The sequence below is a fragment of the Pseudomonas triclosanedens genome (assembly GCF_026686735.1).
Taxonomy (GTDB): Bacteria; Pseudomonadota; Gammaproteobacteria; order Pseudomonadales; family Pseudomonadaceae; genus Pseudomonas; species Pseudomonas triclosanedens.
The window spans coordinates 5016328-5030734 of the sequence record NZ_CP113432.1; the positions used below are offsets into that span (position 1 = coordinate 5016328).

The 14407-nt window shown below is 64.5% G+C and carries 15 protein-coding genes; 5 read left to right on the top strand and 10 right to left on the bottom strand.

Annotated features, from left to right (window positions below; genetic code table 11):
* Positions 1 to 70 precede the first annotated feature (70 nt).
* Complete coding sequence (locus OU419_RS23250) at positions 71 to 442, bottom strand: tol-pal system YbgF family protein (RefSeq protein WP_254470398.1); 372 nt, start codon at positions 440 to 442, stop codon at positions 71 to 73.
* A 98-nt stretch (positions 443 to 540) separates the two neighbouring features.
* Here OU419_RS23250 and OU419_RS23255 point away from each other — a divergent pair, with 98 nt between their 5' ends.
* From OU419_RS23255 to pyk, 3 genes are all read left to right on the top strand, one after another.
* The gene (locus tag OU419_RS23255) at positions 541 to 1350 is read left to right on the top strand and encodes an outer membrane protein assembly factor BamD (RefSeq protein WP_254470397.1); all 810 of its coding nucleotides are present in this window, start codon (positions 541 to 543) and stop codon (positions 1348 to 1350) included.
* A gap of 100 nt (positions 1351 to 1450) precedes the next feature.
* A complete protein-coding gene (locus OU419_RS23260; protein ID WP_254470396.1) occupies positions 1451 to 2359 on the top strand; it encodes a universal stress protein in 909 nt (302 codons plus the stop codon).
* A gap of 70 nt (positions 2360 to 2429) precedes the next feature.
* Positions 2430 to 3881: a pyruvate kinase gene (gene pyk / locus OU419_RS23265; RefSeq protein WP_254470395.1), complete on the top strand. Its 1452-nt coding sequence runs from the start codon at positions 2430 to 2432 to the stop codon at positions 3879 to 3881.
* Positions 3882 to 4339: 458 nt separating this feature from the next.
* Here pyk and OU419_RS23270 read toward each other — a convergent pair whose 3' ends face one another.
* From OU419_RS23270 to OU419_RS23280, 3 genes are read right to left on the bottom strand one after another with little or no spacing between them, the layout of a single operon-like run.
* A complete protein-coding gene (locus OU419_RS23270; RefSeq protein ID WP_254470394.1) occupies positions 4340 to 5113 on the bottom strand; it encodes an enoyl-CoA hydratase-related protein in 774 nt (257 codons plus the stop codon).
* Between the two features lie 42 nt (positions 5114 to 5155).
* Positions 5156 to 6094 carry an iron-sulfur-binding ferredoxin reductase gene (locus tag OU419_RS23275; RefSeq protein WP_254470393.1) on the bottom strand — a complete coding sequence of 313 codons (939 nt, stop codon included), beginning with the start codon at positions 6092 to 6094 and terminating at the stop codon, positions 5156 to 5158.
* Positions 6087 to 7205 (bottom strand): GGDEF domain-containing protein, encoded by a 1119-nt coding sequence (locus tag OU419_RS23280; RefSeq protein WP_408004907.1) that lies wholly within the window; start codon positions 7203 to 7205, stop codon positions 6087 to 6089. Before OU419_RS23280 ends, OU419_RS23275 begins: the two co-directional genes overlap by 8 nt.
* A gap of 239 nt (positions 7206 to 7444) precedes the next feature.
* Here OU419_RS23280 and OU419_RS23285 point away from each other — a divergent pair, with 239 nt between their 5' ends.
* Entirely contained in the window at positions 7445 to 8968 is a 1524-nt protein-coding gene (locus OU419_RS23285; RefSeq protein ID WP_254470391.1) for a fumarate hydratase, read from the top strand.
* 121 nt (positions 8969 to 9089) lie between these two features.
* Here the strand turns inward: OU419_RS23285 and OU419_RS23290 are convergent, their stop codons facing one another.
* From OU419_RS23290 to OU419_RS23310, 5 genes are all read right to left on the bottom strand, one after another.
* Positions 9090 to 9392 (bottom strand): ribbon-helix-helix domain-containing protein, encoded by a 303-nt coding sequence (locus OU419_RS23290; RefSeq protein ID WP_254470390.1) that lies wholly within the window; start codon positions 9390 to 9392, stop codon positions 9090 to 9092.
* A gap of 32 nt (positions 9393 to 9424) precedes the next feature.
* Entirely contained in the window at positions 9425 to 10006 is a 582-nt protein-coding gene (locus OU419_RS23295; RefSeq protein WP_254470389.1) for a DJ-1/PfpI family protein, read from the bottom strand.
* A gap of 105 nt (positions 10007 to 10111) precedes the next feature.
* Entirely contained in the window at positions 10112 to 10690 is a 579-nt protein-coding gene (locus tag OU419_RS23300) for a DUF2846 domain-containing protein (protein ID WP_254470388.1), read from the bottom strand.
* 80 nt (positions 10691 to 10770) lie between these two features.
* Positions 10771 to 11658: a carbon-nitrogen hydrolase family protein gene (locus tag OU419_RS23305; RefSeq protein WP_254470387.1), complete on the bottom strand. Its 888-nt coding sequence runs from the start codon at positions 11656 to 11658 to the stop codon at positions 10771 to 10773.
* Positions 11658 to 12251: a GNAT family N-acetyltransferase gene (locus OU419_RS23310; RefSeq protein WP_254470386.1), complete on the bottom strand. Its 594-nt coding sequence runs from the start codon at positions 12249 to 12251 to the stop codon at positions 11658 to 11660. Before OU419_RS23310 ends, OU419_RS23305 begins: the two co-directional genes overlap by 1 nt.
* Positions 12252 to 12360: 109 nt before the next feature.
* Here OU419_RS23310 and OU419_RS23315 point away from each other — a divergent pair, with 109 nt between their 5' ends.
* The gene (locus OU419_RS23315) at positions 12361 to 12759 is read left to right on the top strand and encodes a ketosteroid isomerase-related protein (protein WP_254470385.1); all 399 of its coding nucleotides are present in this window, start codon (positions 12361 to 12363) and stop codon (positions 12757 to 12759) included.
* Positions 12760 to 13137: 378 nt separating this feature from the next.
* Here OU419_RS23315 and OU419_RS23320 read toward each other — a convergent pair whose 3' ends face one another.
* Complete coding sequence (locus OU419_RS23320) at positions 13138 to 14364, bottom strand: acyltransferase family protein (protein ID WP_254470873.1); 1227 nt, start codon at positions 14362 to 14364, stop codon at positions 13138 to 13140.
* Positions 14365 to 14407 lie beyond the last annotated feature (43 nt).

Below are 14407 nucleotides of genomic sequence, written 5' to 3' on the forward strand. Positions count from 1 at the left end.
CTCCTCCGTGAAGTCACTCAATGAGAGTAGCCAGCGATCGGTGCGGCTCAAGCTCGCCACCGACCGGCGGTCAGGGCTGCGCAGAATAGCTGCGCGCGGTGTCGCCGGGCAGACGGCCGTTGAGGCGCAGCGTTTCCAGCCGCGCCTTGGCCCGGTAAGCATACTCGCTGGTCGGGTAGCGGGCGATGATGAACTGATAGGTCTGTGCGGCGTCGACGAAAAATTTCTGCCGCTCCAGACACTGCCCGCGCAACATCGATATTTCCGGCTGCAGCCAGGGGCGCGCGCGGCTCTTGCGCTCGGTTTCCGACAGTTCGAGCATCACCCGCTCGCAATCGCCGCTCTTGTACGAGCGATAGGCGTTGTTCAGGTGGTAATTCATCGACCAACTGGTGCAACCGGTAACACTCAGCACCAGCAGCACGATGGAAAGGGTTCGCATGGGCATATCCTCCGTTGGGAAGTGTATCGGCCCGTCTTGGCCGTACTGTAGCCCGCCCCTAGACTGACGGGACAATGCCCTGGCGCCTAGGAGATGTCATGCGCTCAGCTTTCGCCCTGCCCTTCGCCGTGATTCTCCCGCTGCTCGCCGCCTGCGCCCCGACCACGCCGCTGTTCGTCGCCCAGGTCACCACCGGCGAAGTCGCCGAATACAAGCAATTGAAGAACAAGCGCATGACCGCCGCGGTCGAGGAGGAAGGCGACCTGCTGACCTACAGCGCGCAGGCGATCCGTGACAACAAGAGCGCGGATGCCGAGAAGCTCTACCTCACCGGCTACGACAATACCCGCTACGACCCGGAAGTCCGCGCCATCGCGCTGTACCAGATCGGCCTGATCTACATGAGCCGTTACAACGACCAGCGCGACGACCAGAAAGCCCTGCAGTACTTCGAGCGCATCGACCGCGAGTTCCCCGGCACCCAGGCTGCTGCCCACGCAGACGCGCGAATCCTGATGATCCGCCAGCGCGCCAGGGAACCGGTGCAGAAGAACGCCCGCGAGCTGCTGGCCGACTGGAAGCCGCAGTACAACCTCGATCTGAACAAGACCAGCCTGGACCCGGACATGACCCTGCTGTCGCGCCGTGCGGTGCTCAAGGACCGCGTCGACGAAGCCGCGCAACTCTATCTGCTGGGCGCCAACGACCAGGCAATCCCGCCGGACATCCGCGAGAAGGCGCTCTACCAGCTCGGCCTGATGTACATGGCGCCCGACAACCCGCACCCCGACCGCGAGAAGGCGATTGCCTACCTGCGCCGGCAACTGGCCGAGTTTCCCGACGGCGAGCTCGCCGGCAAGGCTGCGCGCCATCTCGACCAGGCACTGAACCAGATCACCCCGCGCTGACGCCTCCTCGCGCGGGTGAAGCAGCCCGTGCCTGACCCAGATCAAGCGGCACTGTCTACGCTTGGTCTGCAATGGCCGCAGCCCGCGCGAGGAATCCGACATGAAATTGCAGCACCTGCTCGTCGTCATCGACCCCAGCCGAAAAGACCAGCCCGCGCTCACCCGCGCCCGCTGGATCGCCGAACGCAGCGGTGCCCGGCTGGAGCTGCTCGCCTGCGAGTTCAACCCGGCGCTGGACAACGCCCTGCTGCTGGCCCAGAGCGACCTCGAGCAGGGCCGGCAGAACCTGCTCGACGAACGCATGGCCTGGCTGGAAAACCTCGCCGCGCCGCTGCGCGCTGCGGGTATCGAGGTGAAATGCCAGGTTCGCTGGGGCAAGCCTGCGCACCGGCAGATCGTCCTGCACTGCGAACAGAGCCAGCCCGACCTGGTGCTCAAGTCCGCCCACCACCACAGCCTGCTCAAACGCCTGTTCCTGACCAACACCGACTGGCAGTTGATCCGCCACTGCCCGCGGCCTCTGTGGCTGGTCCAGCACGGCCAGTGGCGGGGGCGGCGCCTTTGCGCGGCGCTCGACCCACTGCACGCCAGCGACAAGCCGGCCGCGCTGGATCACCGCCTGATCGTCGCAGCCCGCGAACTGGAACAGCGCCTGATGATGCAGGCCGACTACCTGCATGCCTACGTCGCACTGCCGCATACCCTGGCGTTCAATGCCGAACTGCTGGCCGACTACGACAACTATGTGCTGCGCACCGAAGCGCACCACCGCGAAGCCTTCTCCGCGCTGCTCGCGCAGTACCCCGACATCGACCGCTCGCGTACTCACCTGGGCCAGGGCTTCGCCGAGGAAGTTATCCCCGGTTACGTACACGACAACGACATCGACCTGCTGCTGATGGGCGCGGTCGCCCGTGGCCAGTTCGACAACGCGCTGATCGGCCAGACCGCCGAGCGGGTGTTCGAAGAAGTGGAATGCGACCTGCTGGTGATCAGACCTGTCACCTGAAACAGAGTAAGATGGCGGCCTGGCTGCCACCTCCGGTGGGGCCTGTCCGCCGCTTTCCTAGGAGTCCCGCATGTCTCTTCGCCGCACCAAGATCGTCGCCACCCTCGGCCCTGCCAGTAACTCCCCCGAAGTCCTGGAGCAACTGATCGTCGCCGGGATCGACGTCGCCCGCCTGAACTTCTCCCACGGTACTCCCGATGAACACCGCGCCCGCGCCAGGCTGGTCCGTGACCTGGCCGCCAAGCACGGCCGCTTCGTCGCCCTGCTCGGCGACCTGCAAGGGCCGAAGATCCGCATCGCCAAGTTCGCCAACAAGCGTATCGAACTGTCGGTCGGCGACACCTTCCGCTTCTCCATCAGCCACCCGCGCGACGCCGGCACCCAGGAAGTCGTCGGTATCGACTACCCGGACCTGGTGAAGGACTGCGGCATCGGCGACGAACTGCTGCTGGACGATGGCCGCGTGGTCATGGTGGTGAAAGAGGTCAAGGCCGACGAACTGGTCTGCGAAGTGCTGATCGGCGGCCCGCTGTCCGACCACAAGGGCATCAACCGTCGCGGCGGCGGCCTGACCGCCCCGGCCCTGACCGACAAGGACAAGGCCGACATCAAGCTGGCCGCGAGCATGGACCTCGACTATGTCGCCGTGTCCTTCCCGCGTGACGCCAAGGACATGGAATACGCCCGCAGCCTGCTGACCGAAGCCGGCGGCACCGCCTGGCTGGTGGCCAAGATCGAACGCGCCGAAGCCGTGGCCGACGACGAAGCCCTGGACGGCCTGATTCGCGCCAGCGACGCCGTAATGGTGGCCCGTGGCGACCTCGGTGTGGAAATCGGCGATGCCGAACTGGTGGGCATCCAGAAGAAGATCATTCTGCACGCGCGCCGCTACAACAAGGCAGTGATCACCGCGACCCAGATGATGGAGTCGATGATCCACAACCCGATGCCGACCCGCGCGGAAGTCTCCGACGTGGCCAACGCCGTGCTAGACTATACCGACGCCGTGATGCTGTCGGCCGAGAGCGCCGCCGGCGAATACCCGGTCGAGGCGGTCAAGGCAATGGCACGCATCTGCGCTGGCGCCGAGAAACACCCGACCACCAAGAAATCCAGCCACCGCCTCGGCCATACCTTCGAGCGCTGTGACGAGAGCATCGCCCTGGCGGCGATGTATACCGCCAACCACTTCCCGGGCATCAAGGCGATCATCTGCCTGACCGAAAGTGGCTTCACCCCGCTGATCATGTCGCGCATCCGCTCTTCGGTGCCGATCTTCGCCTACTCCCCGCACCGCGCAACCCAGGCCCGCGTGGCCCTGTTCCGTGGCGTTGAGACCATTCCGTTCGACGCCGCCGCGCTGCCGCCGGAAAAGGTCAGCCAGGAAGCCGTCGATGCGCTGCTGCAGCGTGGCGTGGTGACCAAGGGTGACTGGGTGATCCTGACCAAGGGCGACAGCTATACCACCCAGGGCGGCACCAACACCATGAAAGTGCTGCACGTGGGCGACCTGCTGGTCTGATCCTGCCGTACAAGCAAAAAGGCCGCCCTCGGGCGGCCTTTTTCATGGGGTTGCTCAAAGGGCAACCAATACGCGCAACGCCACGCGCCACAAGGGCTCGGCGCCTTGACCCCAAGCTTATCCACAACACCTTCCACATCTTATGTGGGCAACCTCAGGGCAGCCGCTCAAATACCGCTCAATTAGCCGTAAGCCACGGCTGGCGCGGCTTTGCCGGGTTGCCCCAGAGCTTATCCACAGCGCACTCCACAGTTTGTGTGGGCAATCGTTACGCGGAGCGGGCGCTGCCCGCGATGTTCTCCGGCACAAGGCTGGCCTATCGCGGATAGAGTCTGCTCCTGAAGCCGACTGCAGGATGGGTGGAACTTGCGCTACCCCTCGACGGGGGTTACGCGACACGCGATGGCGCCCACCCCATCCTGCGGAAGTACCAGGGCACGTACCCATACGTAAGCGCGTTACAGGAACTTCGAGAAGTCCGGCTGGCGACGCTGGGTGAAGGCACTCAGCGCCTCGTGGGCTTCCGGCGAATGCAGGCGCTCGACGAAGAGTTGCCCTTCCTCGCTCACAACCCGGCGCAACTCGTCGATATACGGCGCCTTGAGCAGCCGCTTGCTCAGCGCCACCGCCGCCGGCGGTAACTGCTGCAATGCCAGGCAGACCTCGCGCGCACGCTCGATGGCAGCGGCACCGTCGGCCAGGGCCTCGTTGGCAATCCCGAACGCCACCGCCTGCTCACCGGTGAAACCTTCCCCGCGCATCAGCAGGCTGGCGGCCTTCACCGGGCCGACCAGGCGTGGCACCAGGAAGCTGGAGCCGAACTCGGGACACAGGCCAAGGTTGACGAAAGGCATCTTGAACCTGGCGCCAGCGGCGACGAAGACCTGGTCGCAATGCAGCAACAGGGTAGTGCCAATCCCCACGGCGGGGCCGGCTACCGCCGCTACCACCGGTTTGGTGAAATCCATCAGCGCACGCATGAAGCGGAAGACCGGGCTATCCGGTCCGCTTGGCGGCTCCTGCAGGAAGTCCACGATGTCGTTGCCACTGGTGAAGCACTCGGCGCTGCCGGCAATCAGCACCACGCGCACGGAACGATCCTCCTGGGCCGCCTCCAGCGCATCGGCCAGCGCCGAGTACATGGTGCGGGTCAGCGCATTCATCTTGTCCGGACGATTCAGGCGCAGGGTCAGCAATCCCTGTTCGCGCTCGACGAGAATCTGTTCGCTCATGGCAAATCCTTCTTATTGTGTCTTTGTTATTGGAGCGCCACGTCAGGCGTGGGGCAGGAACTGGTCAGCCAGCGTCTGGTTCCGCGGCATGCCGCAGAGATAAAGGCGGCGTGCGAAGGCATCGACGCTGGCGGGGTGGCCGCAGAGTAAGGCGACGGTCTGCCGCGAAACAAGCCGGAGTTGCGCCAAAACCTCGGCCGACTCGGCCGTGGTCATCAGTGTCACGTCCAGTTCGGGATGCGCTCCGGCGAGCTCCCGCAAGGGTTCGGCGAGGTAATGGCCGTATGCGTCATGGGCCTGGTGAATGACTCGGATCCGGCCTTGGTGATTGCAGCGCAACGCCTCGCGCAGCACACCCCAGAGCGGCGCCAGCCCGGTTCCGGAGCCCATCAGCAGCAGCGGCCGCTCGTGCCACTCCGGATCGTAATGCAGCGCGCCGCCGCGCAGCTCGCCCAGGCGCACCGCGTCGCCAGCCCGCAGGTGGCGTGCAAAGTCGCTGAAGGCACCGGGGAGGCGGCAATCGATGTGGAACTCCAGCCAGGGATCGATACCCGGCACGCTGGCCAGCGAATACGGACGCGCAACGCCGTCGGCACTCCAGAGGATCAGGTGCTGGCCCGCGCGATAGCGCAGCGGGCGCTGTGCGGCAAGGCGAAGCCGCAGTACATCGGGAGCCGGCCAGTCAGCTTCGACGACGCTGGCGGGCAAGCCGTCGCGTTGCGGATCAAAGACTTCTACCGCGAGATCCTCGATAACCCGGCACTGGCACGACAACCGCCAGCCCTCATCCCGGCGAGCGGTGTCCAGCGCTTCGGGACGCGCATCGAGCACCTCGCCACGAGTACAGCGCACCAGGCAGGCATGACAGCTCCCCGCCCGGCAACTGTAGGGCACGGCAATGCCCGCTTCTCGCAAGGCATCCAGCAGATTGACACCGGGTTGCACCGACCAGCGTTGCGCTCCGGCCTGAAGTTCAGGCACGCGTCCACTCCCATGCGGCATCGCAGCGGTTACGTCCGCTGCGTTTCGCACGGTAGAGCGCCTGATCGGCCCGTTGCAAGGCCTCGTCGAGATCGTCACTGGGATCGAGCAGGGTCATCCCCGCCGACAGACTCAGCACTTCGATGTTCACTCCCACCGGCTCCGCGGCGGCGTAGGCCATGCGCAGACGTTCGCAGCAGGTGGTCAAGCGATCAGCGTCGGCATTGGGCAGCAGCAGGACGAACTCCTCGCCGCCATAGCGTGCCAGCACATCGCCTTCGCGCAGGCACGCCCGCGCCACCGCCGCGAAGGTCTGCAACACGCGATCACCGGCGGCGTGGCCGTGAACATCGTTGATGCGCTTGAAGTGATCCAGGTCGATCAGGGCCAGGCCGTGGCGCTGGCTTTCGTGCATCTCGTCCAGTGCCCGTCCCGCCAGGCGCAGAAAGTGACGACGGTTGAACAGCCCGGTCAATTCGTCGGTGGCCACCAGGTCTTCCAGTTGGCGCATCATGCCGCGCAGGGTGTCCTGGTGGGCCTGCAACGCATAGCGGCGTTGCCGCATGCGCTGGCGCAACGCCTGGACATAACCGGCGAACAGGCTCAGCCAGGCGAGCACGATGAACAGCACCAGCAGTTGCAGGATGGCCTGGCCTGGCAACTGCAGGCGCTGCTGGAAGGTTTCCCACAGGTTGAGACCGGCGAAGGCAATGAACGCCAGCGCCGCGCAGCGGGCGAACACCCTGGGCTGCAACTGGAATACGCCGAACAGCAGGATCAGCACATAAAGCACCATCAAAGTGCCCCGCGCGGTATCGACGTTGGCGAGGAACAGCGTGTGCCAGACGATCGCCACCAGTACCTGTGGCTCCGTCATGCTGGGATCGGTGAAGCGCTGGTTGCGCCCGGTGAGGAACAGCCAGAAAAAGGTCAGTTGACTGCCGGCGACCAGCATCGTGGCGCCCAGAGCGAAGGAGAAGGAGCCACGGAAGAACTCGCCGAAGACCGCCATCCACAGCAAAAGCAACGCCAGGGCATAAGTGCCCACGGCCATGCCGAATCGCCTGATGAGTAATTTTTGTAAGGCGCGCTGTTTCAGCATTGTGCTCATGGGGCTCCGTCCCGTAATGGCACATGGCCCTCACTCTACTATCAAAGCGAACGGGTGCCTAGCCGACCGGAAAGTGGGCGATCACTGCCCCGTAGAACCAAGGTCGGATCGCCGACGGGTGCGCGGTAACAGAGCGCAGCGGTATACTACGGCGCCTTTTTTCGCCGGAACCGTGCCGGCGGACTCCCGATGTAACAGGCCCAGCGCCTGTATTACCCGCCTGAAGAGGACCGTGCTCCATGGCCGTGATCAAGCAAGACGACCTGATCCAGAGCGTCGCCGATGCCCTGCAGTTCATCTCCTATTACCACCCGGTTGATTTCATCCAGGCCATGCATGAGGCCTACCTGCGCGAAGAGTCGCCGGCAGCCCGGGACTCGATGGCGCAGATCCTGATCAACTCGCGCATGTGCGCCACCGGCCATCGCCCAATCTGCCAGGACACCGGTATCGTCACCGTATTCGTACGCGTAGGCATGGACGTGAGCTGGTCCGGCGCCACCATGAGCGTCGACGACATGATCAACGAAGGTGTGCGTCGCGCCTACAACCTGCCGGAGAACGTCCTGCGTGCCTCCATCCTGGCCGACCCGGCAGGCGCACGTAAGAACACCAAGGACAACACCCCGGCGGTGATCCACTACTCCATCGTCCCGGGCAACACCGTGGAAGTGGACGTCGCGGCCAAGGGCGGCGGCTCCGAGAACAAGTCGAAGATGGCCATGCTCAACCCGTCCGACTCCATCGTCGACTGGGTCCTGAAGACCGTCCCGACGATGGGCGCCGGCTGGTGCCCGCCGGGCATGCTCGGCATCGGCATCGGCGGAACCGCCGAAAAGGCCGCGGTGATGGCGAAGGAAGTCCTGATGGACCCGATCGACATCCACGAACTGAAGGCCCGTGGCCCGCAGAATCGCATCGAAGAACTGCGCCTTGAGCTGTTCGAGAAGGTCAACCAGCTGGGCATCGGCGCCCAGGGCCTGGGTGGCCTGACCACCGTGCTCGACGTGAAGATCATGGACTACCCGACCCATGCGGCTTCGCTGCCGGTATGCATGATCCCCAACTGTGCCGCCACCCGCCACGCCCACTTCGTCCTCGATGGCTCGGGCCCGGCCGAACTGGAAGCACCGTCCCTCGATGCCTACCCGGAAATCGTCTGGGAAGCCGGTCCGTCCGCTCGCCGCGTCGACCTGGACAAGATCACCCCCGAAGAAGTGCAGAGCTGGAAGCCGGGCGAGACCCTGCTGCTCAACGGCAAGATGCTCACCGGCCGCGATGCCGCGCACAAGCGCATGGTCGACATGCTGAACAAGGGCGAAGAACTGCCGGTAGACCTCAAAGGCCGCTTCATCTACTACGTCGGCCCGGTCGATCCGGTCGGCGACGAAGTGGTCGGCCCGGCAGGCCCGACCACCGCGACCCGCATGGACAAGTTCACCCGCCAGATCCTCGAAAGCACTGGCCTGCTGGGCATGATCGGCAAGTCCGAACGTGGCCCGATCGCCATCGAAGCGATCAAGGACAACAAGGCCGTCTACCTGATGGCCGTCGGCGGCGCCGCTTACCTGGTAGCCCAGGCGATCAAGAAGTCCAAGGTCCTGGCCTTCGCCGAACTGGGCATGGAAGCGATCTACGAGTTCGAAGTGAAGGACATGCCAGTGACCGTTGCGGTCGACACCAACGGCGAGTCGGTGCACATCACCGGCCCGGCGATCTGGCAGAAGAAGATCGCCGAAAGCCTGGCAGTGGAAGTGAAGTAACCCCTTCACCGACGCTCCATGAAAAAGCCCGGCCATGCGCCGGGCTTTTTCGTTTGCCGGATCACTCACCAGCAAATGAGCGCGCGTTCCGCTCACGCGCATCCGACAGAGAGCGTGGCGATCACGCGCTGCGCGGCACCCGGTTCAACTCCACGATATTGTCGCGGCGCTGGGCGAGGTAGCGCGTACAACTCACCCGCAGGAACGAGGCGAAGTTCACCACTTCGCCCCGGTAGTCCATCACCTCGTCGTAAAGCTTGGTGATCAACTGATTGGTGGTCATGCCATCCACCTCGGCGATCTCCCGCAGGATGTCCCAGAACTGGTTCTCCAGGCGCAGAGTGGTGACCACGCCGCGAATACGCAGCGAGCGGGAGCGCGACTCATAGAGAATCGGGTCGGCCTTCACATAGAGTTCGCACATGGTCGACTCCTTCGGATCGCAAGAGGGACAGTCTACAGGCTGATCTTCGTACCCAGCAGGTCGAGGAACTTCGCCAGCCAGGCCGGATGCGCCGGCCAGGCCGGAGCGGTGACCAGATTACCCTCGACATGGGCGGCATCCACCGGGATATCCACGTACTCGCCGCCCGCCAGCGTCACCTCCGGGCCGCAGGCCGGATATGCGCTGCAGGCACGGCCCTTGAGCACGCCGGCGGCGGCCAGGAGCTGTGCGCCGTGGCAGACAGCGGCAATGGGTTTCTTCGCGGCGTTGAAGGCTTTCACCAGTTCGATCACCTTCGCGTTCAGGCGCAAGTATTCGGGCGCGCGGCCGCCGGGAATCAGCAGCGCGTCGTAATCCTCGGCGCGCACGCCGGCGAAGTCCGCATTCAGAGCGAAGTTGTGGCCGGGCTTCTCGCTGTAGGTCTGGTCACCCTCGAAATCGTGAATGGCGGTGCGGACGGTCTGGCCGGCCGTCTTGTCCGGGCATACCGCATGGACGGTGTGACCGACCATCGACAGCGCCTGGAACGGCACCATCGTTTCGTAGTCTTCGGCATAGTCGCCGACCAGCATCAGGATCTTCTTCGCGGCCATCGTGAGCGCCCTTCCGGCAATGGCCCGGCCGACGCGGCCAGGCATGCGCAAGAGATTAGCCAGTCAGGAGAACAGCGGGTAATAGGCCGCTACTACACCGCCGCGCTACAGGCCGATGCGTTCGAAGAAGCCTGGCTGGCGGATTTCCCGTCCACTGGCGGCAAAGCTCACCGGCTCCTGAACCTGCCGCGTGGCCGGTATCTCCCGCGAGCCGAGCTCCTTGCCCACCAGGTTCAGCGGGCCGGCGCCTTCTCCTGCGTTGTGCTGGAACTTCGGCACCGTATGGGTCTCGTCGTAGCGCAGGTAGTAGACCTCCCCCGCGCGCGCCTCCAGGGCGAAGCCGGAGATCAGAGTGAAGTCCATGGTGCCGCCAGCGAAGAAGGTCCAGAAACTGCCCAGCAGGGGGCGGCGCATCTGCAACTGATAGCTGCCGGGCTCGAAGCTCATGGCGAAATAGCCATTGCTTGGCAGACTGCCGATCAGCTCGTTGTTGAGGAACAGTCCCGGTGCCTCCAACTCCTCATCGGACCACTGGTTCTGTGGACGGTAGATGTACACCGTCGCGCGCTGCGGATCGCTCGGCTGCGCACTGAACGGCGGGCCATCGAGCGCGCCGAAGAACGCACCGGGCGAACTGCAGCCGGCCAGCAGCAGGAGAAAGGCGCTCAGGGCCAGTCGGAGCATGGAATATCCCTCTTATGGTTATGCCCGGAGCATAACCAGCGCACCGCGCCTTGCCACCCGTCGAAAGTCCGGGTCGGCCTTCAGCGAAGAATATCCAGCAGTCCCGGCGTGAACTGCTCGGGCCAGTCGCGGCGGGTGAACACCTGACCTTCCCGGCGAACCCGGCGGACTTCATCCAGATCCAGGTCATGCACCAGCCAGCGGCTCGACGCCGGCATCGGATCGTCGCTCGACGCCAGCACTCCGTTGGCCGGCATGCCATAGTCCGGCGGCACGTAGAGCCCGGCCCGGCCGACGTTCTCGTCCAGCGCAGGCGACCAGGGCGCCAGCCCCACGGTCGGCGCGTGCAATACGGCGATCTGGTTCTCCAGCGCCCGCGCCTGCGCGCCGATGCGTACACGGTGGTAGCCGGCCTCGGTGTCGGTGCAACTGGGCGCAAGGATCAGGTCCACTTCCTGCTCGGCCAGCGCACGCGCCAGCAGCGGGAATTCGTTGTCGTAGCAGATCAGGATGCCGAGCTTGCCGAACGCCGTGTCGAACACGCGCAAACCTCTCCCGCCGACGATGTTCCACTGCTCGCGCTCGAAACGCGTCATCAGCAGCTTGTCCTGGCAACCGAGCAGCCCGTCCGGGCCGAACAGCCAGGCGCGGTTGCGGTAAAGCCCATCGCCATCGAGCACCGGCGCGGAACCAGGCAGGAAATACAGCCGCCAGCGCCGGGCAATGGCTTCGCACAGCGCCAGCCATTTCGGCAGCCACGCCTGCAACCCGGCGATGGAGCCATGCAGGTCGCCGCGCACCACAGGCGGCAGGAGGCCACTCAATACCAGCCCGGCGTACTCCGGCAGAACCAGCAGGCGGGCGCCCTGCTCTGCTGCCTCGGCGCACAGGTTTTCCAGGTGTCGCACATAATCGTCCCAGCTTTCATGCAGATCGATGGCGTACTGGCAGGCGGCAACGCGGATCATCAGGTCAGCTCCTTGAGCCAGAAGGACATGGGCTTGGCGCTTTCCTGCAGATCGCCAACATCGCGCCAGCGATACTCGGTGCGCAGTTCCGGATGTGGACGAAACCCGCGCTGCAACCAGAAAGCATCCAGCGTGCGGTAGCCCACGGGGCGAGCCGGATGTTCCAATGGCCGCTGCACCGCGCAGAAGGCGCACCAGTCGAAACGATCGAGGCCGCGCGCATAAGCCTCGCGCTCCTCGAAGAAGCGCAGGCCAAGCCCGGCGTTGCGGTACGCAGGCAACAGCACCGACTCTCCGAAGTAGAAAACCCGTTCCGGGTTCCAGCCCAATTCGAGGAAGGGCCGCTGGAACTCCTCGGTCTCATCCTGCAACGGCAGTCCGGTGGAGGCGCCGACCACCCGCCCTTCGTCCAGCACCAGCACGCACAGGCTCCACGCCGAGCGCACGTATGTATCCAGGTAGTGCGCTTCGTACTCGGGCGAGCCGTCGTAGAGATAGGGGAACTCTCGGAACACACTGATTCGCAACCGCGCGATGTCATCGACGAAGGAACGGATGGCACCGCCGCGAAGCAGACGAAGTTCCGTAGGCATGGTCGTTTTTGTCCGCTGGATGCCGCTGACGGCAAAGTGAAGGCCGAAACAGCAACCTATCATGGGCGCCGAATCCAGCTTAATTCTCACCCGCGACAGGAGCATGCCCATGCACGCCAAGGCCTTGATCAGTGCCTACTACGATGCCTTCAACACTGGCGACATGCCTGCCTTCCTCGACCTGCTGCACGATGACGTGGTGCACGATATCAACCAGGGCGAACGGCAGTGCGGCAAGGCAGCCTTCGCGAACTTCATGGAGCACATGAACCGCTGCTACCGCGAACGCCTGGCGGAGATCGTGGTGATGGCCAGCGAGGATGGCAGCCGTGGCGCCGCCGAATTCGTCGTGCATGGCGAGTACCTGCGCACCGACGACGGCCTGCCCCTGGCCAAGGGGCAGCGCTACATCCTGCCGGCTGGCGCCTTCTTCGACATCCGCGACGGCAAGGTCGCCCGGGTCACCAACTACTACAACCTCAACGACTGGAAGGCACAGGTGGCTTGAAGCGAAGACGGACAACGCAGCCCCATTGCGAACAACGTCCGCCACCACGAAAGCACCGCGTCCCGCAATCGAAGTCAGCCGTAGGATGGGTGTACCCATCAACGGACCCACACGACACACGATGGGTATCGCTACGCTCCACGCCATCCTACGAACCTGCCTGGACGGATACTTCGGCGTACCGGGCCTACATCCGTGACACCGCATGGCACGGTGTACGGCGCAAGGCCCATCGCGAACAAGGCCGCGCCCACAAGAGCACCGCAGCCCGGAGTTGAAGCCAACCGTAGGATGGGTGGAGCTTGCGATACCCATCAGCAGAGTTTCGCACCGCTCGATGGGTATCGCTTCGCTCACGCCATCAGGCCGCCGGGACAGCTACGACTCCGTCACCGCCCGCCGCCGCGTTGACGGTTGGGGCAACAGATGGTGCACCAGCCATTTGCGCACCGGCACCACGCAGCGCTCCTGCACCAGCACACAACTGGCCACCATGAACACCAGGAACAACGGATAGAGCCAGAGCGACAACTGCTGGTGCGTTGCCGCATCCACGCAGAAAGCCCAGTCCGCCAGGCAATCGCCCGGTGCACGGATCAGCTTTTCAGTACGCGAGAACAGCGTGAACAGCGGCACGTGCAATGCGAACAGCGACAGCGAGGCGGCGCCCAGGCGCGGCGACCAGCGGCGGATGAAGCTGCTGTCCGGGTCGCGCGGCAGTGCACTGAGGTACACCAGCACCAGTTGTGCCGGCAGCAGCAGGCCGTTGTGCAGGAGGAAGTACCAGTACTTTGCACCGTGGGTGTAGAGGTAGTCCGCCACCAGGAAATTCACCAGCACGAGTGCCCCCAGCAGCAGCGACAGCCAGCGTCCCGGCGTGTGGCCGGCGTCCTTGTACTGGCGGAACAAACCATAGGCGAGAATACCGCTGAGAAACTCCGGCAGGCGCAGCAACGGGTTGCGGTGCAGCAGGCCGGTCCACGGCATGCCGTACTGTTCGCTGGCCACCACCAGCGCCGGCGGCACCAGGTACAGCAGCCAGAGCGCAATCAACAGCCGCCACTTGTGCTTCACCCGCGCCAGGCGCGGCGCGACGTAGGGAAAGCAGAGATAGAAGAAGAACAGCGTCGACAACGACCACAGCGGCGCGTTGAACGTCAGGTAATAGGGGTTCCATGCCTGCAGCATGGTCAACTGGAGAATGCTGTTGAGCAGCAGCTCGCGGTCGCTCATCCAGTGGTGGAACAGTTGCGGTTGCAGGCGCCCGATGGCCTCGTTGGTGTCGTAGACCACGAAGCGTGGCGTCGCCTGGTCGAGGTCCGGGCCGATGCCGAGCTGGCTGACCACCAGCAGCACGGTGATGGTCAGCAGGATCGAGAAGATGTGCAGCGGATAGAGGTTCGACAGCCGCTTGGTAAAGAAGCTGCGCGGGCTTTCGCGCAATTGTCCGTCGGTGATGTAGACGTGGCAGAGCAGAAAGCCGGACAGCACGAAGAAGGTACTGGTGGCGAAGAAGCCGAGGCTGGTCAGGTCATCCAGGCCAGCGAACTTCTGCTCTGCCGGGTAGCTGTGCAGGGTGTGGTAGATCACCACGTACAACCCCATGAGAAAACGCAGCCACTCCAGGCCGATGAAGCGTTCCTTCCGA

Coding starts and splice junctions, on each gene's coding strand:
- OU419_RS23250 (WP_254470398.1), bottom strand. CDS start 442: ATGCGAACCCTTTCCATCGTGCTGCTGGTGCTGAGTGTTACCGGTTGC.
- OU419_RS23255 (WP_254470397.1), top strand. CDS start 541: ATGCGCTCAGCTTTCGCCCTGCCCTTCGCCGTGATTCTCCCGCTGCTC.
- OU419_RS23260 (WP_254470396.1), top strand. CDS start 1,451: ATGAAATTGCAGCACCTGCTCGTCGTCATCGACCCCAGCCGAAAAGAC.
- pyk (WP_254470395.1), top strand. CDS start 2,430: ATGTCTCTTCGCCGCACCAAGATCGTCGCCACCCTCGGCCCTGCCAGT.
- OU419_RS23270 (WP_254470394.1), bottom strand. CDS start 5,113: ATGAGCGAACAGATTCTCGTCGAGCGCGAACAGGGATTGCTGACCCTG.
- OU419_RS23280 (WP_408004907.1), bottom strand. CDS start 7,205: ATGAGCACAATGCTGAAACAGCGCGCCTTACAAAAATTACTCATCAGG.
- OU419_RS23285 (WP_254470391.1), top strand. CDS start 7,445: ATGGCCGTGATCAAGCAAGACGACCTGATCCAGAGCGTCGCCGATGCC.
- OU419_RS23290 (WP_254470390.1), bottom strand. CDS start 9,392: ATGTGCGAACTCTATGTGAAGGCCGACCCGATTCTCTATGAGTCGCGC.
- OU419_RS23295 (WP_254470389.1), bottom strand. CDS start 10,006: ATGGCCGCGAAGAAGATCCTGATGCTGGTCGGCGACTATGCCGAAGAC.
- OU419_RS23300 (WP_254470388.1), bottom strand. CDS start 10,690: ATGCTCCGACTGGCCCTGAGCGCCTTTCTCCTGCTGCTGGCCGGCTGC.
- OU419_RS23305 (WP_254470387.1), bottom strand. CDS start 11,658: ATGATCCGCGTTGCCGCCTGCCAGTACGCCATCGATCTGCATGAAAGC.
- OU419_RS23310 (WP_254470386.1), bottom strand. CDS start 12,251: ATGCCTACGGAACTTCGTCTGCTTCGCGGCGGTGCCATCCGTTCCTTC.
- OU419_RS23315 (WP_254470385.1), top strand. CDS start 12,361: ATGCACGCCAAGGCCTTGATCAGTGCCTACTACGATGCCTTCAACACT.
- OU419_RS23320 (WP_254470873.1), bottom strand. CDS start 14,364: ATGGGGTTGTACGTGGTGATCTACCACACCCTGCACAGCTACCCGGCA.